At 71.3% G+C, this 22,574-nt stretch carries 4 protein-coding genes; 2 read left to right on the top strand and 2 right to left on the bottom strand.

What is annotated here, in order from left to right; genetic code table 11:
• The first annotated feature begins 31 nt into the window (after positions 1–31).
• On the top strand, positions 32–17,404 hold the full coding sequence (locus AB0D14_RS13975) for a hypothetical protein (RefSeq protein WP_362778147.1): 17,373 nt from the start codon (positions 32–34) through the stop codon (positions 17,402–17,404).
• A gap of 65 nt (positions 17,405–17,469) precedes the next feature.
• Here the strand turns inward: AB0D14_RS13975 and AB0D14_RS13970 are convergent, their stop codons facing one another.
• The gene (locus tag AB0D14_RS13970) at positions 17,470–18,117 is read right to left on the bottom strand and encodes a response regulator transcription factor (RefSeq protein WP_362778144.1); all 648 of its coding nucleotides are present in this window, start codon (positions 18,115–18,117) and stop codon (positions 17,470–17,472) included.
• A gap of 455 nt (positions 18,118–18,572) precedes the next feature.
• Here AB0D14_RS13970 and AB0D14_RS13965 point away from each other — a divergent pair, with 455 nt between their 5' ends.
• Positions 18,573–19,568 (top strand): hypothetical protein, encoded by a 996-nt coding sequence (locus AB0D14_RS13965; protein ID WP_362778141.1) that lies wholly within the window; start codon positions 18,573–18,575, stop codon positions 19,566–19,568.
• Positions 19,569–19,576: 8 nt separating this feature from the next.
• Here AB0D14_RS13965 and AB0D14_RS13960 read toward each other — a convergent pair whose 3' ends face one another.
• Entirely contained in the window at positions 19,577–22,486 is a 2,910-nt protein-coding gene (locus tag AB0D14_RS13960) for a LuxR family transcriptional regulator (RefSeq protein ID WP_362778138.1), read from the bottom strand.
• Between the last annotated feature and the right edge of the window lie 88 nt (positions 22,487–22,574).

Raw genomic sequence — 22,574 nt, 5'->3', positions numbered from 1 at the left:
CCTGCCCGAACGGCGCGCGGGGCGGCCCCCGATGAGCATGATGGCGTCGCCCGCGGTCAACGCGATGATCTTCATCATCACCGGGGAGAGGCTCATCGACGCCGACGAGGACCTGGCGTTCGACAGCCGCCGGCCCTATTCCGGTCTCGGCCGGAAGCTCGATCGGGTGTCGTCGCTGATCGAGAAGTCGATCCACGACATCGCCGAGGTCATGCCCGACGACCTCTCCAAGTCGTACGCCAAGGCGATGGGCATGCTCATCGACGACGGCGGCAAGAACTACCTGCGCGAGTTCGCCGAGCAGCTCGACAAGATCGCCGAGGGCCGGCGCAAGACCTCCATGGACATCATGGAGTCCAAGTGGCAGGTCATCGCCGAGATCATCCGGCTGCTCATCGAGATCGCCATCTACCTGGCGATGTCCTTTTTCACCGGCGGCGCCTCGGCCAGCCAGATCATGTTGGCCAAGCTGCGCAGCCGGTTCATGATCCTCGCCACGCTCGCCCATCTGCTCCAGCGGCTGCACCTGGCGCCCTCGCTGACCGAGGCGTTCGCCGAGGCCTTCACCACCTTCGCGGTGCGGCTGGCGATGATGAACTTCGCCCCGAACGGCCGCCGTCCGGACGGCTTCGACTGGAACGACATCCTCAAGTCCGCCGCGTTCGGTGCCGCGGCGGGTTTCTTCACCAGCGTCTTCGACAAGTTCGCGAAGGACATCGTCAAGGCCTTCGACAGCGACTTCCTGAAGAACGGTCCGGATCTCAACTTCAAGGACAACCCCAACTTCAGGAACCCCCCGAACCTCGACTTCAAGAACAATGGGCCCAACCCCAACCCCAAGCCGAATCCCAACCCCGGGCCCGGCCCCGGCTCGAAGCGGGACAACCCTCCGACCAACAGTCCCGGCCCCAACCCGAACGTGAACAGTCCCAACCTCACGAACAAGAACTCCTTCTCGTTCCGGTTCAACCCGGCCTCCTTCAAGAACAACCCCAGCCTGTTGCGGAACAACCAGATCCTGCGCAACAACGCCGACCGGCCGGGTGCGCTCGCCGGGCACTACGGCCTCAAGGGCACCGCCGACTTCATCGCCGCCGGCGCCGGTGAGGCGCTCGCGGAGATCCTGATCAAGGGCGCCTTCGACGGCGACTGGTCCACCAGCTGGTCGACGTTCGTCGGCGCGGGCCTCAGCAGCCAGGTCGAGGCCACCCTTTCGGACATCGCGGTGAACAGCGGCGCCGAACTGCGCAACGCCATCGAGAAGTTGCGCAACCAGCCGCCGCCCACCGTCTCCGGCGGCGACACGGACTCCGACACGCGGGACTCCGACGGCTCCACGCGCTCGGGCGACGGCTCCGAGAACACCGACGGCCCCTCGAACACGGACACCTCGGGCTCCTCGGGCGGCGGTTCCACGCGCAACTCGCCGACGCCCGTCTCGCGACAGGACACCGGCACGGGGGACTTCACCGGGAGCGACTCGCCTCCGCCCTACTCCGCCGGGGGACCGCCGCCGTACAGCAGCGTGAACCCGCCGGCGTACTCGCCGGGTCCGCTGCCCGTGACCGCCGCCGAGAACGAGCTCTGGCCGCAGATCCACAACGGCTCCGCCGAGGTCCGCGAGCAGGCCCTGCACGACCTGGCCGCCCTGCGCGGCTCCCAGCCGCCGGGCAGCACCGAGATCGACGTCCGCGACAACCTCCACAGCAACCTGTCGCAGCTGCCCGAGGTCCGGGTGGTCCCGGCCGGGAACAGCCCCGCCGCGCAGATCGACACCGACGACGTCCGCCGTGCCCTCGACGCCTTCGGTACGCCGGTCACGGTGGACTCCCCGATCAGCGCCGGTGGGTCCGGCAAGGGCTCCACGGGCAACAACTCCGCTCCCGGTCCCGCCGGCTCCGAGGCGTCGCCTGAGAGCCCGGTCGCGGGTTCCCCGGAGAGCCCCGTCGTGGGTTCGCCGGAGAGCCCCGTCGTGGGTTCGCCGGAGAGCAACGTCCAGAGCTCGCCGGACGAGGTGGCCGCGCAGGACGACCGTACGAATCCGGTGCCGGGGCAGGGGAGCGGCGGCCCTGTCGCGTCCAACGGCCCGACCGACTTGGCCGGGGCGGGCACAGGCACGGGTACCGGCACGGGTACGGGTACCGGCACGGGTACGGGTACGGGTTCCGGCTCGGGCACCGGTGCCCGGACGGGGGGTGCCCCCGCGGCCGGAGGCAACCAGAATCCCTCCGGGACGCAGCCCCAGGGCACCCGCAACCCGGACGCCACGCACACGGCGGACGGTTCGCAGGGCACGACAACCGACGACGGCCCGCAGGCGACGGCGAACGACGGCCCGCAGGCCGCGACGGACGACACCTCACAGGCCACGACCGGCGACGGCCCGCAGGTCTCGCAGTCGCCGGAGACCGTCACTTCTTCGGAGAGCACGTCCTCCCCGGAGGTCGCAGACTCGGCTGACAGCAACGGCACTGCGGATCTCACCGGAGGTGGCCCCGCCCCGGCCCCCGACATCACCACCGCTCCGCCGAAGGTGAGCACCACCGGCTCGTACGCCGACACGGGCGACGTACGTGACAGCGGTACCCCGGGCGACGAGAAGAGCGGTCCGTCCTCTGTTGCCCCGAACTCCTCGTCCACCCGGTCGCAGCCGTTGACGATCGTGGTCTCGGAGGTGCCACCGCCGGGGGAGGGCGCACCGGAAGCGGCCGAACTGCTGGACGGAGCCGGGGTCGACCGGGCCGTCGTACTCGGGCCCGCTGTCGCGTCGGACGGGGCGGGGCGTCCGGTACGCGCCGCTGTCGAGCTGACTCGCGAGGGCCCCGGCGCCCCGGTCCGGGTCCGCCCGCTCACCGGCCCCCCGGCCACTGTGCTGCCGGACGGCACCTCGGACACCGCGTTCCCCGGCGCGGACGTGCTGCTGCCGCTCGCCGACGCCCTCGGCCCGGTCCCCTCCGCGACCTCCGACCCTGCCCCGCAGAGCAGCGTGACGACCGACAGTGACCCGGCCCCCGCCCCGGCCACGCGCCCGAAGACGATCTCGGAGGCCCTGGCCGGACTGAACGGCAGCGGAGTCGGTCCGAACCCCACGGACACCGGCACCCTCGTCACGGACAAGCTGGCCTCCCTGTCCCGCCCCTGGACCGAGACGGCCACCGAGCTGCACCTTGAGTCGGGCGACCGCGACGGCAACGACACCGGCGGAGACGCCCCCGGCCTCGGCGGCGGGCGCGGCCCCGGGAACGGCGGCACCCCGCCTCCGACCCCGTCCACCACGTCGGACAACCTCACGGCGACACCCCCCGTGATGCTCCCGCCCACCGGGCGGATCGTCGTGCGACCCGCGGGCAGCGGCCCGGCCTCCGACAACGGAAACGGCCCCGCGCGGCCCGCGAGCGAGCCGGTCGTCACCACCCTGGACGGCCACACGGTGCCCATCGCGCAGCTGCGGCGCCTGGTGCCGGACTCGACCGTGAGACCCCAACCGGGGCGCGCCATACAGACGTTGACCATTTCGCAGGGCCCGGCCGAGGACGGTACGGCGCACAGCGCGGGGCGTCGCGCGCTGCTAGGCCAGGACACCTTCCGCGGCGTGCGCACCACGTCTGGTTCCCCCTCGGCTTCTCCTTCCACGGCTCCGGAGACCGTCGCGGACCCGGCCGTCCGCCGTACCGTGTTCACCGGCCCGCCGACCGCGCTCCCCGGCTCGGGCACCGAGCGCGGCGCCGACTACTTCGTGGGGCACGCCACCTCCCGTACCGTCACCCTCGGTACCGATGACACGGCGCGCCCCACCGTGAAGGTCAGCGGTGTGCAGTTCGGCGAGGTGCTCAACTCCTGGGCGCAGGACGGCGACGAGGACCGGCCGCTGGTGCTGTTCTCCTGCGAGACCGGGCGACAGCCGGAGGTCGCGGGACTGCCGGTGGCCCAGCACGTGGCGAACCGCACCGGGCGGCGGCGGGTGTACGCGCCGACCACCGAGGTGGGCACGGCCCGGGACCGGGACGGCAACGTCCGCGCGGTGCTCACCGAGGGCCCGGACGGGCCGGGAGCGTGGCGGCTCTTCACCCCGGAGCCCAGCGGCGCCGACCTGGACGGACTGGCCCGCGACGCCGGCCTCCACGCAGGCCCGGAACCGGCCGATGCCTTCGCGAGGGCCCGTACCCTCCAGCAGATCCGCACACTGCGCGGCGCGCTCGGCCCGGACGCCGAACAGCGGCCGGAGAACCGGGAGTTGCTCGCCGGTCTCGCCTTCATGGACAACCTGCGCTGGCTCAGCCAGGACACCGCGGCCCGTTACGGCGACGGCCGGATGACTCCGGACCTGCTCCGCCGGATGGCCGTCGACCGGCGCGGTGCGACGGGTGACACCAGCACCGATCCGGCGACCGACCCCACGGTCGAGCAGTACACCGAACTCCTGCGCGCGGCAGCCGAGTTGCGTGTCGACGTCGGGCCGGACACCACGCTCGACGCCCTGCTCCCCCCGCCGCCGCCCGCACTCCCACCGACCACCCTGGTTTCGCCACAGGACGTGCGAGGTCTGTCCTACGCACCCGCCGCGCAGATCACCTGGTCGCTCGCCAGCACCCCGCTGCCGTTGTCCGAGCTGGGCCTGAGCTCCGAGGACACCGCCGAACTCGCCCGCCGCAGGCCCGACCTGGCGCCCGCGCCGAGCCGCCCGGAGAGCCTTGCCGAGGACGTGGTCCTCCTCAGTAAGAACAAGCCCGGTTCGGTTGGCATCGTGCGCGCGAACGGCATCGCCTTCCGGCGGCTGGATACCCCGGGCGGCGGGAACTGCCTCTTCCGGGCGGCGCTCGACAGTGCGCGCGGCCAGGACATACCGCCCGCGTGGGCCGCGCGGAACGTCGCCGGGCTGCGCGGCCAGTTGCGTGACCGGATCACCGGGTCCGAACTGGGCGACAACATGGCCCTGGCGATACCGGACCCGGTGTTCTCCGTGGTGGACGACCTGCGGATGCGTGCCCTCGCCGGAGTGCGGGGCTCGGCCGAGCGCAGCCGGGTCACGCAGCTCTGGAACCGGATCGCGCAGGACGTCGTCACCGGCGCCGACGCCGCCGAGTGGCAGCGGATCATCCAGGAGAGCGACTACCCGCAGCTCGCCGCCGTGGTACCCACCCCCGCCGACGCGCGGCGCCTCGGAGCCCGGGGACTCGTCGCCGCGGCGGCCGAGCTCTCCGACCTGTGGGCCTCTCCCTTCGCCGACCTGCTCCCCGAAGCGCTGGCGCACACCCTCGACCTCGACCTGCGGCTCGTCCAGCCCGACCCGCGGTCGCAGGGGACCACCTTCGTCAACACCCTCAACCCGGGCGGCCAGGGCGGCACCCTGCATCTGTCCTACAACGGCACCGACCACTTCGACGCCCTGGTACCGGCCTCGGCGCCGGTCACTCCCGTACCTGACCCGAACGCGACTGCGGACCCGAACGCCAAGCCGGACCCCAGCAGCAAACCGGACCCCAGCAGCAAACCGGACCCGGCCGTCCAGGACCCGACGGCCCAGGACTCGGACGGCGACGGCGTCTTCGGGGAGTGGCTGCGCAGCATGGGCGGGGTCACCGACCTCGACAGCACCGACACCGAGACCCCCGACCGGGGCGACCCGGTACCGCTGGAGACCCAGCTCGAACGGCACCGCCCGGCTCGGTTGCTGACCGGCCAGGACGCCCGGCCGCCGGGCCCGGTACCGCAGACCGTCACCTTCGAGGACGGCAGTCGGCTGCCCACGGTCCTGATCAACCCGGGTGCCGACCCGGGCGACGGTACGCCGGCCGGCCGGACGACCGGGACCCCGCGCGGTCGTCAGACCGGGCTCTTCACCGGCCTGGGCAAGACCACCCTCCGCTCGCCCGAGCAGGTGGCCGAGGAGATCCTGAGCAAGCTTCCGGCGAAGCTGCGTGCCCAGTTCGACGAGGCGGAGCTGCTGCGGCTGCTGACTCAGCAGCCCGACGCCTTCACCGCCCCGCGCGGCGCGCGCTTCGTCGGCCGGGAGAAGTCCGGGGTCGGCCATGAGATGACGGTCGAGGCCATCCCGTACCACCGCTGGGAACGCTTCTCCAACACGAACGGCGCCACCGTCCGGCTGGACACCATGCGACGCGGCCAGGCCGGCACGGGTGGCGGTCGCAGCGTCGGTTTCGGGCGACGGATCGCCGGCGGGCTGAGCATGGGCCCCCCGCTCAACTGGCTGCTGAAGATCGGCTTCTCGCTGGGCTGGACCCGCCGAACCGACTACGCGCAGGGGACCCAGGCGTACAACCAGTCCGAGTGGCGCAACTGGGAGGGCTCGCACCTGCACCTGGACGACGTCCACTACCGGGTGCGGGTGGACCGCGTCACCGAGACACCGAAGACCACCACCACGGCCACCAGCACGACGACCAGCCAGCCCAACCCACCGCTTCCGAAGCCCAGTTGGCAGCGCACACAGGTGCACACCGCACAGTTCGCGATGCGCGACGGGCTGAGCTGGCGGCTCCCCGACGACCTCACCGTGCCCTACAAGGGGCCGCAGCGGGCACCGAAGACGCTCACCTTCCCGGACGGCATCGAGTCGCGGATGACCGACACCACCGGGCTGCACCTGACGGACTCGCCGGAGGACATGGCGCTCGCCATCTCCGGTGCCCGGCCCGGCAGTTCGGCGCACCGCACCCTGGTCTCGTACGTCCGGCCGGGGCGGCTGCTCGCCCTGTTCGGCCGGTTCTCCGGTCCGGTCACCGGGCCCGAGCTGACCCGGGGCAGCGGACAGCATCCGCTGGGGCACCTGATCGTGGAGCGGTCGGTGCCGCACCGGGCCACCCTGGTCACCGAGTCGGTCAAGGCGGAGCTGCGCGACCTCACCCAGACCACGTACCAGAACGAGCGCGGGCACGTCCGTGATACCCGCCTGGGCTTCCAGGTCACCGCGGGGCCGAACTACACCCTCGCGGGCCTGGAGACCGACGTACGCCTCCAGGGCGGCCCCCTCGTCCGCGCGGACCTCTCCACCGGGCGAGGCCACTACCTCGGCGTCGACGCGGCCCGGAAGACCACCGGCCGCGTCCGCAACCATCCTGTGGCGCTCTACCGGGTGGAGCGGACCCTGATGGTGCGCAAGCCCGGCGAACTGCCGTCGGCGGCCCGCCCGGTCCGGGTGGTCAGCCTGGACTGGATCTCCACCCAGGACGCGCGCCGCCTCGCGGGCTGGGACAGCCGTACGCCCGGTCAGGCGGGCCCCAACCCGGACGCCGAGCCGCCGGTGCCGTGGTACCTCAGCCGGGAGGACCCGGTCCACCTGAGCGGACAGGTCCGGGCCGAGGGTTTCCGCCCCGTCGCCGCCCCGCAGACCCTGGTGCAGCCGCAGCCTCTGGGACAGACGCAGACGCAGACCCAACCTCAGGTGCAGGGCCAGCCCCAACCTCAAACCCAGAACCAGCAGCTGCAGCCTCAGACGCAGCAGCCCGCCCCGCAGGACCCCATGCTGGCGTTCACGGACTCCGTCCTGGACACGCTGCACCGCTCGTACCCGTCGCTGTTCGTTCCGCCGTTCATGCTGCGGCATCCGCGGCTGGCCAAGTTCTGGTACGGCGACGGGCGGATGCGGACCGCGCTGCACAACGACCGCCAGGTGCGCGAGGCGCTGAACCGGCCCACCCTGGAGCAGAGCCTGGACGACCTGTCCACCACGGGCGTGCCCGTCACCCTCACCGAGGACGGCAAGGTACGCCGCGGGCACCACACGCTCATCCTCAGGGCGCGCCTCACCGACCGGCGGTTCGAGACCACCATGAGTGAGCGCTCGCTGCGCAACGCGGTGATCGGCACCGAGGTCTCCGGCCAGGGGCAGCAGGCGGCCGTCACCCTGTCCGGCGGTGTCGAACTGGGCGTCGGGCCGCGCGACCACGACAAGGTGCCCGACGTCGGACTGCCGCGCCAGGCAGGCAGCGTCGCCGTCGGGCTCCGGCACGCGCGGACCGACCAGAAGGCCACCAGGAACACGGTCGCGGTCGTCCACGACCACCTGATGTTCCAGACCGGCGCCGACCTCTACAGCTACCAGGTGGAACTGGGCGCCACCTTCGAGGGCCACCGCCGCCCGCGCGGCTGGGCCAGGCTCGCCTCGGTCGGCGTGCTCGGCGCGGGCGTCTTCGTCAGCAAGGTCGAGGAACGGCCCCTGTTCACCCGGGGCAACGAGACCGTGGGCCGGGTGGAGCTGGCCGTACCGGCCGCACACGGCTCCGACCGTTACGCCCCTGTCGACCCGCCCACCGGGCCCGCCCCGGCACCGGCGGCCACGCCCGCCCCGCGACAGCTCTCCGCCACCGTGGCGGACCAACTCCTCGACGGCACCCGCCCGTTGCCGGGGACGGACTCGGCCGACCAGCAGCTCACCAAGAAGCTGCTCAGCGCCCCGCACGTGGTGCTCAGCGCCGAGGGCGGCCCGCAGCGCCAACAGCTCATGCAGGACACCGCCGACCGCGCCTCGGGCACCTCCTGGCACGTCAGCGCGCCCGGCGCCCCGGTACGCACCGCGCTGCGCCGCGCGATGGCGAACCTCAGTGTGGCCGGGCAACTCGGCCAGTACCTGGGCCCGTTCGGCTCCCGCGTCGCCGGACTCAACGGCGCGGGACCGTTCCGGACCCACTACCTCAAGGGAGTGATCCGCGGCGAGCTGAGCAACTTCCGGGTCAAGAGCGACCCGAAGCCGGCCAGCTCCGAGACGACCGTCGGCAACGAGCACCGCGTCAACGGCAGCGCGAGCACCGGCTCGCGCACCACCCTCGGCCTCCAGGGCGGCGACACACCACTGCAGCAGGCACCGGGCCAGCCGCCGGTGGTCGGCTCCTACGCTGCCGCCCTGCAGTACGCCTGGGGCAAGGGCCGCAGCGTCTCGCAGACCCTCACCCGGGGACGTAACACCACCCTTTCCTACGCCGGGCGGATGTACCTGGTGGTCGCCGACACCACTGAGACCATCGCGGTACGGGACCGGTGGACGGCCGCGATGGGCGCCGTCGGCACCCGTGCCGGGGCCGGTATCAGCTCCGCGGCCGGCCGCATCTCCGACCGCCTCGGCAACAGCCTCGCCCCGCGCCGGGCCGCCGCCGGCCTCCAGCGCATTCGCGACGCGCTGATGTTCCACCTGCCGATGCAGGACGTCATCGAGGCCGGACTCGCCCCGGACGGGCTGGGCACCAGCACCCCGCACAACCTCGGCGGCGGCTACCGCCTGCCCCCCTACCTGCGGTTCCGCCGCTTCCCCACCCACCCGAGCGGCCAGCTCGACGCCAGTGCCGCGGCGCAGCAGCTGATGCGGCAGCTGGAGCGGATGGGGGTGCCCTCGCACGACCGGGAGCAGGTCCTCCAGCGGCTCTCCCCAGACTTCCTCGCCGCCCACCTGCACGAGCTGACGACCGACGGGATGACCCTGCCGGTCCGCTACCGCACCTGGCGGAACCCGTTCCACCTGCCCGTCAACGGCAGCCCAGGACAGCTCCAGTTCAAACTGACACCCGTCACCACCACCGTGGACAGGCTGCGTACCGGATACGAACTGGAGGACTACCGCACCACCGCCCGCGACGACGCCGGCGGCACCTCGCAGGACCGCGGCGGCGACGTGACGCTCAGCGGGGGCCAGCGCGCGGCGGGGGAGGGCATCCTCATCGCCAACCCCTCGCTCCAGGGCACCGCGGCCAAGCAGCGGTCGAGCGTCCGGACCCAGACCGCCGGCACCACCGCGATGCCGAACATCGCCACCACCCAGGCGCACGCCGAGATCATCACCAGCTACGCCCTCACCATCACCATGACGAACGTGACCGGCGACGCGCTCACCCCCGGCGTCTCCGCCGTCCCCGTCGGCAGCCTCAACGAGGTCCTCCCCGCCAGCCTGCTCACCCCGGACGGCGACGGCGCCGACGGCGCGCTCACCGAGCAGGACGTACCGGAACCCGAGCGCGCGGTACGGGTGCTGACCGCCGCACAGGCCCGCCCGGAGTCCATCGCCACCTGGCGCACCTCCGCCGCCGGTAACCCCGGCGGCAGCCCCGACCCGGACGTCCTGCCCTTCGACGACCAGATCGGCTCCGGCATCCTCGCCGTGGACATCCGCGGCGCGGCCAACGTGCACGACGCCCTGACCCTCGCCACCGCCCGCGCCGACGGCCTCGGCGACAGCGACCTCGGCAGTCGGCACACCGGCAAGAGCCTCGGCAGCCGGGTACGCATCGCCCGCCTCACCTCACTCACCGGCCTCGGCACCGCGCCGGGCCAGGCCCAGCAGGAGGCCACCACCCAGGTCGGCCTGACCTCCGGCTTCCGCGAGGCGCTCGGTGCGGACGGCACACCCCTGCCCACCCAGGCGTCCGCCCACCTCTTCGGCCAGTCGCACACCGCCGACTCCCGCCTCTACGCGAAGATGCACCGCCGCGGCGCCCGGCTGCTCGCCGTGGAGAACAAGCCACGCATGGAGGCCATGCAACGGGCGAAGACCTCCGACGCGTTCGAGTCCGGCATCACCGACAACGTCGAGGGGGCGGTGGGCACCGCGCCGCTGGCGGGCAACAGCAACGCGGGCGTCACCAACCCGGGCGTCACGGTCCCGATCGGCGGCACGAACGACGGCACCACCCTCAAGGGAACCGCGGACACCACCCTCGGCACCCACAACAAGGTCGTCACCGACCGCAGCATGCTCTTCGCCCTGCCGGTGAGCTGGCTGTCGGTGGCCGAGGTGGACCACCGGTTCACCGACAGCCGCCCGCTGCACGCGCTCGGCATGGCCAAGCGCGGGCCGCGCGCCGCCGAGGCCGAGACCACCGCCCTGGTCTGGCTGCGCGAGGACATCGCCCGCGACTACGGGCTCCTGGACGAGGCCACGTTCACCGACGAGGTCCTCGCGGCCTGGGACGGCCAGGCCAAGGCTGCCGCCGACCTCGCCACAGCCGAGAAGAACTACTACGACGCCCGGGCGCGGTCCCGGGAGACGTGGCTCGACCTGAGTCCGGCGGAACAGGACGCGCTCGGCGACGACAACTCCGGTCCGCCGACCGACCTGCCGCAGGACATGGTCTGGTCCCCGGCCATCGTCGCCTGGCAGGCCGCCCGCCAGGAGGTCCACCGCTGGGAGCAGCACACCGACGCCGCCGCCACGGACCACCACCGGCTGCAGCTCGCGGCCTCCCGCCTCACCGCCCATCACCAGGGTTCGGCCACGGTCACGGTGCCGGACGCGCCGCAGAAGTACACCGAGCCGGACTGGCGCTCCGAGGCACCCGAGCCGTACACAGTCTCCGACGCGACCGATTCCGCGCCGCGCACCATCACCTCGCCGGACGGCGCCACGGTGCGCGAACTGCACGACATGCCGCACGACGGTGCCTCGTTCTTCCACGCGCTGCTCGCCGCCGCCGAGGCAAGGGGCCGCCTGCGGTACCTGCTCGATGGCGACCTCGCCGACCGGTTCACCCATGACCCGGCCGACCCGGCGGTCACCGCGGAAGCCATCGACGCCGCCCGCCACCGCCTTGCCTGGGAACTGGGCGAGGACGGCAACGAGGACCTGCTCGACGCCCTCGCCCTGGACGCGGAGGACACCTTCACCCAGGCCGAACTCGACACCGCGGGAGTGGTGTTCACCCCCGCGCAGCAGGCCGAGTTCGACGCCTTCGGACGGCTCCCGCAGACCTACTGGCCGACCCCCGCGCAGCGAGCGGCGCTCGCCACGCAGGCCCTGTCCCGTCCGTTCGCGAGCGAGCCGCGGCAGGACGGTGGCACGGAGCTTCCCGACGGCGAACCGGGACTGCCCGAGCGCCGCGCGGGGGACCACGGCGGAGCCGACCTGCTGCCCGCTCTCGCCGCCCGGGTGCTGGGCACTCCGCTCACGGTGGTGACCGGTGAGGGCCGCGATCAGCTGTTCCTCCCGCACGGCATCGACCCGGCCTCCGTCGACCCGGCCTCCGACCCGGTTCTCTTCGCCACCGGTGGCTTCTTCCACGCCGCCCTCCCGCCCGGCGCCTTGCCTCCGGTCGCCACCGAGCTGCCGGCCCCGGCGACCGCCGTCGGCTCCGGTACGAACGCCGGCACCTCGAAGGCCGGGACCGATGGAACCGTCGCAACCGCTGGGACAGCTGGGGCCGCTGGGACTGACAAGACCTCGGGTGTCGATACCACGCGCCCCGTCCCGGAGCAGCCGCCCGCGCACCGCAGCCACACCATTGCGCCCTGGCTGCCGCCCGCCGACAGCAGTGGCCCGCGCTACCGCCTGGACCGCGACGGCGTCCTCACCGCACCCGACGGTGCCACCTACACCCAGGGCACGCCGACCGGCCGCGGCAACGGCTTCTTCGGCGCGCTCTCCACGACATTGCTGCAGGCCGCGCGACAGCCCGGACTCGCCCGCCCGGTGGCGGCTCGGCTGCGCCGGCGCGCCGGGGTGTCGCCCGCCGAACTGATGCGCCTGAACGGCCTGCCCGGCGACCGGGCAGAGCACGACACGCTCTTCTCGCCCCCGCCTCCAGTGGTCCGCTCCGGCGACCCGGCGCCGAGCCAGTACACCCTCGACGGCAATCTGCGCCGCCACCTCGCCGAGGCCCCGTGGGGCCCCGGGGCCGACCGCGCGGTGGCCGAGTGGGCCGCCGCGGCGACCGGCACGACCGTCACCCTGATCGAGGAGAACGGCACCGCTCACACCTACGCGGGCCCGTCCGGTGACAGCGGCCCGCACATCCGGCTCCGGCGCCGGGGCGGGGACTTCGTCCCTCTGACCCTGCACACCCCGGCACCCGCGCCGAAGGCTCCCGACCCGAAGGATCTGAAGGCTCCCGAGCCGAAGGACTTGAAGGGGCCCGAGGTGAAGGGCACGGAGGCGAAGGGTTCCGAGCTGAAGGGGTCCGAGGCGAAGGGGTCCGAGGCAAAGGGGTCCGAGGGGGAGGTCGCGACGCCCATCGATACGGCTCCGCTGGTCCCGCCCGTGCCGGATCCGGCTCCGCAGGACGTGGTCCTCCAGGACCCGGCCGCCCTTCCGCTGCCCCCCTCACCGAAGGGCAGCGACCTTCCGGGCCTCCTGGAGGAAGAGGCGTACGAGCTGAGCACGCTGTCCGGCACCGGAACCGGGACCGACACCGACGGTCCCATGGGCACGGACGCGGACACGGGCACGGACGCGGACGCGGGCACAGACACGGCACCCGCACCGGAACCGGTCCTGCGTCCCTTCAAGTTGGGGAACTTCGAGTTCACCAACCTGAACCAGACGGACAGGTACGTGGACAAGGCGGTCCGGATCATCGAGTTGCTCGACGAGCACAGCACCATCAAGAGCTACGTCGGCAACCGCCCTGTCCGGATCACCCTGCACCTGCGCACGACCGAGACCCCGGCCGACGTGCGCGACCTGGGTGATGCCGGCGTTCAGATCAACCTTGCGAGCTATTACTTCGAGAAGTACGACATCGGCTACATCATGGGGATGCTGGCTCACGAGATAGGCCTGCACCCCCTCGCCTCCCGCAACACGGATATTCCCGAGCAGGAGGAGGCATACCGGGGTATGCCCCTGCCGGTACCGGGACTGACCGACCTGAAGACGCCGCGCACCATGAACACGGAGGGTGCGGGTCAGGCCGACCACATCATGGCCGCCTACCCCAAGACCATCCGGCACGGCATCTACCGGGACATCGTCATCGAGATGGCCAAGGTGCTCGCTCAGCGCGCGCGGGTCGGCGTGACGGGAGCCAAGTCCCAGGACGTCACCGATCTGTTCGAGACCTACCTGATGGATCTGGCCTCCATCGCGATCACGAGCGACTACCGGATCAACGCGGTCAAGGAGCCCAACTACACGGCGAGGGTCTACAACGCCTACAAGGAGATGCTCCACGACCAGTTGGCGGAGAACACCTCTCTTCGGGCTCTGCTGCCGTCGAACAAGACCCTGTTCGGCGTCGCACGGTCCTTCACCCAACTCGCCAGCAGCATCGCGACCAACAATCGCGGCGACAGCATCCAACAGCCCGTTGCTCCGGACCAGGCGGCGGCCAACACTGGTGAGGTACGCCCCAGACTTCCCGAAGCCGGCACCGGCACCAGCATTAGCACCGACACAGACACCGGTACCGGTACCGCGTCGCAGACCCGGCCCCCCGGCGCATCGCGGCCCAGGGGCCCGCGCGACAGCCGTCCCCGGTTCGTGGTGCGTTCCGGCTTCGACGCCCGGCGGTTCTCGTACCAGGGCGAGCCGGTCACCGAGCTGACTGTCCGCATCGCGCTGCGCGGCTCGAACGACCAGGTCACTCAGGTGATCGACCAACTAAGGGTGGGTGTGGCCGAGTTCCTGAACGATCCGGCCTACCGCCTGTTCAACGGCGACCGGCTGCACGTGACCGTCGAGCACGTCGACCCCCCTGATGCCCCGCGAGCCCCGGGCGCCACCGATGCCCCGCACCTGACCGTGGACCTGGCGGGCCGGGACCAGGCGATGAACCAGACCACTTGGTGGGCGGATGCCGCCCCGGTCCAGTTGGTGCACGAGCTCACCCACCAACTGGGCCTGCGCGACGAGTACCAGGATGCCGATTCCCCGCACCGCCCCCACATCCTCGGGAGCCTGCTGGGCGACCTGAACGAGGCTCCCGAAGACCCCTCCCTCGGCGTCGCCGGGCTGCGCGACCGGCACATGGCTCTGCTCGGAGCGCTCATCGGCGAAGTGACCCCAGCGTCTCGACAGGACGGCGACCAGGCCGACCAGAGCTGGGCGGCGGCCCGGAAGGGCGCCACCGCGGAACCCCGTGAATCGATCTGGGTCGATCCGGTCTCCCTGCCGCGAACTGCCGACGGCACGGCGGTCACCGAGGTTCCGGCTCACATGCAGCAGGGCTCGGACGCGGACGTGGGGCCCGTCGCCCCGGTGCCGGCGCTCCGGTCCTTCAAGTTGGGGAACTTCGAGTTCACCAACCTGAAGCACACGAACGAGGGGTACCGGGACAAGGCGGTTCGGATCATCGAGCTGCTCCGGAAGCACGACACGATCCGTGACTACGTCGGCGGCCGCCCGGTCCGGATCACCTTGCACGTGCGGACGACGGAGACCCCGGCCGATGTGACGGACCGCGGTGACGCCGGCGTCGACATCAACCTTGCGAGCTATTACTTCGAGAAGTACGACATCGGCTACATCATGGGGATGCTGGCTCACGAGATAGGCCTTCACCCCCTCGCTTCCCGGAACACGAACATCCCTGACGAGGAAGGGATGTTCGCAGGAGTGCCGTTGACCGTTCCGGGGCTGGCGCACTTGACGCCGCCGCGGACGATGAACACCGAGGGCGCGGGGCAGGCCGACCACATCATGGCGGCTTTCCCGAGCAGTACGAGGCACCGGATCTACCGGGACATCGTGCTCGGCATGGCAGACGACTTGGCGGAGGAGGCGCGGACGGGTGAGGAGGGTGCCAAGGCCAAGGACGTCACGGATCTGATCGACACCTACCTCATGGACCTGGCCACGATCGCGCTCACCAATGACAAGCGCAAGGACGCTGCCTGGGAACCGCGGTACACGGCCAAGGTCTACAACGCCTACAAGGAGCAGTTCGCCGCACAGTTGGCGCAGGACAGCCCCGTAAGGAGTCTGCTGCCGGCCGACAAGAGCTGGTACAACGTCACGAGCAACTTCCTCGGCCTGGGCAGTAGCGTCGCGTTCAACAACCAGGGCGACAGCATCCAGACCAGTACACCGGCGCCGAGCAGCAGTGATGCCGGCGAGACGCGCCCGCGTCTTTCGCCGGGCAGCACCAGGTCCGGGCTGCAGGCCGGGCCGTCCGGCACCACGCGGCCGAGCGGGCGGCGTGACAGCCGGCCGCGGTTCGTGGTGCGTTCCGATTTCGATGCGCAGCGGTTCACCTACGACGGTGATCCGGTCACTGATCTCACGGTCCGTATGGTGATGCGAGGCACGGAAGGGCAGGACGCGCACGCTTTCGCACAACTCAGTGCGGGTGTGAGCGAGTTCCTGAACAGCCCCGGTTACCGGCTGCCGAACGGTGATCTGCTGCATGTGACGGTCGAGTTGGTCGATCCCTCGGAGTCTCCGCACCTGACGGTGGATTTGGCGGGTCGGGATCGGGCCATGGACCAGAACACGTGGTGGGCGGACGCCGACCCGGTGCAGATGGTGCACGAGCTGACCCATCAGCTCGGTCTGCGGGATGAGTACCGGGATGCCGACTCGCCGCACCGCCCTCACATCCCGGGCAGCCTTCTCGGTGACCTGAACGCGGAACCCGAGGACCTTTCGCTTGCCGTTGCCGGTCTCCGCGGACGTCACCTGGCCCTACTGGGTGCACTGATCGGGGACGTGACTCCGCGGCCCGGGCGAGGTGCGCGGGAGGCCGGCGAGCAGACCTGGGGCGAGGTACGCGAAGACACCGACAAGGTCCGCCGCGAATCTGTCTGGGTCGACCCGGTCTCCCTGCCCCGACCGTCCACTGATGGCACGACGGTCACCGAAGTCCCGGCCCGTATGCAGCAGGACCCGAACGCGACACCGACCACCGCCGCCGAACCGGCTCTCACCCCCTTCAAGTCGGGGAACTTCGAGTTCACCAATCTGAAGCACACGGATGAGAGCTACCGGGACAAGGCCGTCCGCATCATCGAACTGCTGCGGAATCACTCGACGATCAAGGCGTACGTCGGTGACCGTCCCGTCCGTGTCACCTTGCACGTGCGGACGACGGAGACTCCTGCGGACGTACGCGACCTGGGCGACGACGGTGTCCAGATCAACCTCGCGAGCTACTACTTCGAGAAGTACGACATCGGCCACATCATGGGCATGCTCGCCCACGAGATCGGTCTGCACCCCCTCGCCTCCCGGAACCGGGACATCCCCGACGAGGAGGAGATGTTCCGGGGTGTCCCGCTGGCGGTACCGGGGCTGGCGCACTTGACGCCGCCGCGGACGATGAACACCGAGGGCGCGGGGCAGGCCGACCACATCATGGCCGCCTTCCCCAGCAGCACCAGGCACCGGATCTACCGCGACATCGTCCTGGAGATGGCCCGTGCCCTGGCCGAGGACGCGCGCGTGGGAGAGGACGGTGCCCAGGCCCAGGACGTCACGGACCTCATCGACTGCTACCTGATGGACCTGGCTTCCATCGCACTCACCAACGACTACCGGATGAACGCGGCGAAGGAGCCCAATTACACGGCGAGGGTCTACAACGCCTACAAGGAAATGTTCTTGGCCCAGTTGACGGAGGAGACTTCTCTCCAGGCCCTCCTGCCGTCGAACAAGAGCATGTTCGGCGTCATGAACGACTTCCGCCGCATCGGCACCTACATCGCGATCAGCAACAGCGGCGACAGCATCCAGCAGGCCGGCACGACCTGAGCGCGTTCCGCGTCCGGGTCGCCTGACGGCCGGGGGCATTCGTCAGCGCCCGGCGCGTGGACGGTTCAGATCAGTCCGGCCCGTATCGCGTAGGACACTGCATGCGCGCGGTTGCGAGTCCGGGTGCGCTTCATCGCCCCGTACAGGATGTATCGCACCGTGCGTTCGGAATAGGAGAGCTCGACCGCGATCTCGTCGCACTGCTTTCCTTCCGCGATCAGGCGCAGCACGTCCACTTCGCGGGAGTTCAGCTTGGGTACGGTCCGGGTCCGGGCGGCGGCGATGTGCTGGCCCGTGCGCTCGGCGTGACGTACCTGGCGTGCAGGTGTGTGCGGGGGAGTGGGAGCGCTCCCATCGGCGCCCGCCACCGCGTGCACGGAGCGGACGAAGACGTCCGGGCTGCAGAAGTCCCACCACACGACGGCGCGGACGCCCCGCTTCCGTGCCGCCGACATGTCGGCCCGCCACTGCTTGCCCACCACCACGAGGAACCGCGCGTCGGGTTCGTCGCACAGGCGGTGGAGCAGGTCCAGCGCGGAGGCGTCGGCCACGTCCACGGCGACCACGATCGCGTCCGCCTCCCGGATCCTGTCCTGCGGCAGCTCGTGCAGACGCGGGTCCAGGGCGACGAAGCCGGCCAGTCCGGCACGGACCAAGGGGGCGGGCGCGTGGATCGCCACGCGCACGGTCTCGGTGAGTACCTGCTGAGGCATGCGCCCTCCCAACTCCCGTCTGTGGTCGCCCATGAGGAGTGTGGTCTTCCAGATGGTTCTGGGGGCTGATGGTGCCACCCGCGGGGACCGGACAGCCGTGCCAAGGGCCCGCGGTCCTCCAACCGAGGGAAACCTGGCGCGAGCGCCCGGCGAGTTCCGGCGAGGGTGCGCAAGAACTCCCTGTACAGAACGGCAAGGTTCGCGGCTATGGCTTCACCGGGGGAGTCAGCCGCACAAAGATGACGTGAAAGCGAGTTCAGACGCACTCCGGCTGCCGGAGCGTGCGTCGGACCGAACCGCTGGTGGACCGTCCCGGCGGGTGGCGGCGCAAGGCAACCGGAACTGGTCGACGTACAGCGGACCGGTCTGTGGGATGCCGTGCGGCCCGTGACCACTCCTGGACCACCTGGCAACTTCAGCAACTTCCAGCAACTTCTAGCAACAAAGGTAGTCGCATGATCGCGTCCCTTGTCCTGTTCGTGGTGCTCGGTCTGGTGCTGCTCGGGGCCGCTGCCGCATTGACCCGGCGCAAACTCAACTCCTCCTCCGGACAGGCCCGTACCGCGGGGCCGGGCGCCGACCGGAAGGTACTGGAGACGGTCGCCCAGGGCCTGCAGGCCCTGGCCGAGGGGCGCGCGCACGGCGCGCGCCCCCTGCCCGACGTGCACACGGTCGTCCACTCGGGACAGCGGCTGACGCTGCGGCTCGCGCAGGCCGACGCGGCAGCGCCCTCGCCCTGGACGTCGGACGTCTCCGGGAAGGAGTGGTCGCTGGACCCGGCGAGCCTGCGCAGCACCGGCAACTCCGGCGGCGCGCCCACGCATCCGTACTCCCTGACCGTCACCCTCGGCCTCCACAGGGGAGACCGGGTGCTGGTCGACCTCTCGCAGCTGCCGGGGCCGATCGCCCTGACAGGTGACGACAACGAGGTGCTGCGCCTGGCGCAGGCCATCATCACCGAAGTCGTCTCGGGACCTGTCGGGATCCATGCCACGGTCGTCCTGGTGGGCTCGGCGACCACCCCCTCGGTGACCGACGGACTGGGCACGCGGTCGGCCCGCCTGCACACCGCGGCCACCCGGAAGGAGGCTCTGGACCACGAGGACGGCGTGCCGTCCGGAGCCGCGCCGTCCGGAGCCGCGCCGTCCGGAGCCGCGCTGTCGGGAATCGTCCCGTCAGCGCCGGCTTTCCAGACCTCGCAGACCTCGCAGAGGTACAGGAACAGAGGGGCGGCGGCCGGTGGGACGCACGCCCGCCGTCTCTTCGTGGTCACCGCCGCCCAGTACCGCGACGAGAGATGGGGAAACGCCCCGCTGCGCGAGACCGACGCGCTCCTGGTACTCGGCTGGATCACCGACGCCGAATGGCACCTCGGAGTGAACGCCGACGGCTCCCTGGACACCGGCCGTCTGGGTGTCCTCGTCGACACCCATACCGCCCGCTTCTCCTGATCTGTCAGTCACAAGGCGGTGCCGGGCACACCGCCCGGCACCAGGCCGCGGTCGGCGAGGCTGCCGTCCAGCCAGGCCGCTGCCAGCTCCGCCCGGGAGCGGCACCCGGTGCGCTGGAACAGCTGCGTCAGCCGCCGCTCCACCGTCTTCTCGCTCGATGCCAGCCGCGCCGCGATCTGCCGGTTGGTAGCCCCGTCGCTGACCATCACGGTCAGCCTGACGTCCTCCTTGCTCAACCGGTCCCTGGCCGGCCGCAGCCTCGGTAGAACGAAGCTCCGTCGGCGCGACATGTGGCCGAGTGTCGTCAGGGTGGCGCGCCCGATACCCAGTGCCTGTGCGATACGCGAAGCCTCGGCCAGCCACCGTTCGGAGTCTTCGCCGATCTCCACCAAGCACAGACAACAGAGCAGGCTCAGGTACACATCACCTCGCTGTTGCACCGACTGGAGAGCGGCCAGCGCCTGGTCCCCGTCGCCGTGCACCAGGCCGCGGCCGAAGAGCACCGCCTCGTGTGTCATGGGAGAGCCCACTTCCTCGTGCAGTGCCTCCAGCTCGTCCAGTGCCTCTCGCATGGCCCGGGGCATGCCTTCCAGCAGGGCGTAGGACAGGTACCGCAGCAGGACCTTCTCGATACCCGAGAGCAGCCCGCTCCCGCGAGCCCGCCGTGCATCCCCGAGCGCTTCCTCCAGCGCCTCCTCCACCTGGCCCGTCCAATACCGCAGGCTCATCTTCGTCCAGGCGACGAGCGGGTGGGTCACGCCGTCGGGAATCAGCTCCAGCCACACCCGGGCGTGCCCCAACTCCCCGCGTGCGCAGTGGATCTCGGCTGCAAGCGCGCGGGCGGTCTGTGCGGTGGCAGCCTGTGCGGTGGCGGACTCCGTGCCGCGGGTCCGGCTTCGTGCCTCGATCCGGCGGGCGGACGAAAGGGCTTGGTCCCAGTCGCCCTCCAGATAGGAGTGCACCATGGCGTGGTAGTGAGCTGCGGTGCTGTCCCCCGCCCCCGTGTAGCGGTCACCGAGCACGGTGGCCAGGGCGTCGGCGAGGTCCGCATGGGTGGCCGCGTGCCGTAGCCGGTCCAGGGTGTGCGCGCCGTTCGCCTCGTGGGGTGACAGGACGTCCAGCGCGTTCAGTGTGCCCAGTGCGTCCAGCAGCTCGGCGCGGCCGCCCGAGGAGGCAGCCAGTAGCCGTAGTTCCGCCGGCGAGGGCAGCGGCCCGGATCCTGATCCTGACCCTGATCCGGACCGACGGCCGACGGCCGGAGTCGGGCCGGTTTCGCTCTCCGGACGATGTGTCACCCGGCCGATCCCGTACGGACCGGCCAGAGCCGCGATTTCGGCCACGGCGGGCAGGTGTTCCGGAACACCGCGGCCCTGGGGGCCGGAGCCTTCGGCGCACGGCAACCGGTGCTCGTGCAGGGCCGCCAGAGCCCACACCTCACTGACGTACGCCAGACGGTCCTGATCCCGGCCTCCGTCCCGGTCCCGCTCGGCGGGTGGGGCGTCCAGGCAGGCGAGCAGTGGTTCGCCCAGGGCCAGTGCACCGGGGTGGTCGGCGTGGCGCAGGCTCAGCTCGGCGGACTCGTACAGCACACCGGGCGTCCTGGGGTCGTGCGGAGCCAGGCGTCGTAACGCCGAGGAGTAGGCACGGACCGACCGCGGCCAGTCGGACCTGGCGTCCGTACGGGCTGCCGCCAGCAGCACATCCACCGCGAGCGCGTCGTCCAGGAGGGCCCCGGCAGCGGTCACGTGATCGGCCAGGCGGGGATGGCCACCCCCCGCGGTCTCCGCGCCCAGCCGGTCGCTCAACGACTTGGTGATCAGGGCGTGCAGCGACGACACGTCGTGGTGAGTGGGCAGTGCGCGCAGCGCCGCCGCGAGTGCCGGGACGGCGAACGACGCCCGGCCGTCCCCGTCCACGGTCAGGATCCCGTCCCCGACCAGCGGTGTCAGGGCTCGGTCGAGGAGGCCGGCCCGCCGGGGGCCTCCCGGCTTGAGCCGGTGCAGATCGTCGAGCCGTATCTCGGCGTGTTCGAGGGCGCGGGCCGCCGCGGCCGCCGCCTCCAGGCCGATGGCGTCCGGTGGCTCGCCCGGCCAGCACAGCCGCCTCAGCTGTGCCACGTCCGTGGTGAGTCGCAGTGCTTGCTCAGGCTCGGTCAGGCAGGCATGGCCGCCCAGTTCGAGGAAGTCGCCGCGCTCGTCCATCGAGTCGAGCACCGACAGCACGGCCTCGGGGGTGCCGGCCATCGGGCCCAGGGCGCGCAGCACCGCTGTGACCAGTGCCGGCTCGACCGGTCGGCCGAGTCTGCGCACTATCAGGGCCTCGACGTCGGAGGGCCGCAGCGGAGGCAGTTCGAGCAACAGGTCGGCCGCTGCCGTCAGCTGCGAGGCGCCACCGTCTTTAGGGTGTACCGGCCGCCCGGCCATCACCATCGGCACGCCGGCCGGGCGGAAGACACGTATCAGCAGGCCGAGGGCGGATGCCGTCGCCGACGGCATCCGCTCGACGTCGTCGATCACCAGCGCGAAGGGGGTGTCACGGGCCGCGTCCGTGAGCACCTCGCTCAGGGCCGCCAGCTGCGTCAACTCGCCGTACTGGGCGATGGGTCGACGCGGTGTCCGGCGGGCTCCGCTGATGCGGACCGTGCTCCGGCGGTTGTGGACCTTGGCGAGTGCGCTGTGGACGCCATTGGCCAGGGCGCCCGCACCGGGCGTGCTCGCACCGTCGTGACAGCGCAACCGCAGGACCTTGGCGCCCTCCTCGACGACCGCTCGCCGAGCGTGTTCCAGCACGGAGGTCTTGCCCGTTCCGGCCGCGCCGACGACCAGCAGGGCGCGCGCCGGGTCACCGGTGGACAGCAGAGTCCGGGTCACCTCCCGGATCTCGCTGTCCCTGCCTATGACAGGTCCGCTGTCGTGCACGCCCACGCCTCCGGAAATGACCAACGAGAATGACCAACGAGAATGACCATCGGGAAACAGCCACTGGCACATGACCATAATGGCTGTC

Origin of the sequence: Streptomyces sp. NPDC048484, from assembly GCF_040651415.1 — a bacterium.
GTDB lineage: Bacteria > Actinomycetota > Actinomycetes > Streptomycetales > Streptomycetaceae > Streptomyces.
Note: the sequence above shows the minus strand (reverse complement) of the source record. Positions and strands in the feature narration are given on the sequence as shown.

Excerpts from the sequence above, each read along its gene's own strand:
- AB0D14_RS13975 (WP_362778147.1), top strand. The coding sequence starts at position 32 with ATGAGCATGATGGCGTCGCCCGCGGTCAACGCGATGATCTTCATCATC.
- AB0D14_RS13970 (WP_362778144.1), bottom strand. The coding sequence starts at position 18,117 with ATGCCTCAGCAGGTACTCACCGAGACCGTGCGCGTGGCGATCCACGCG.
- AB0D14_RS13965 (WP_362778141.1), top strand. The coding sequence starts at position 18,573 with ATGATCGCGTCCCTTGTCCTGTTCGTGGTGCTCGGTCTGGTGCTGCTC.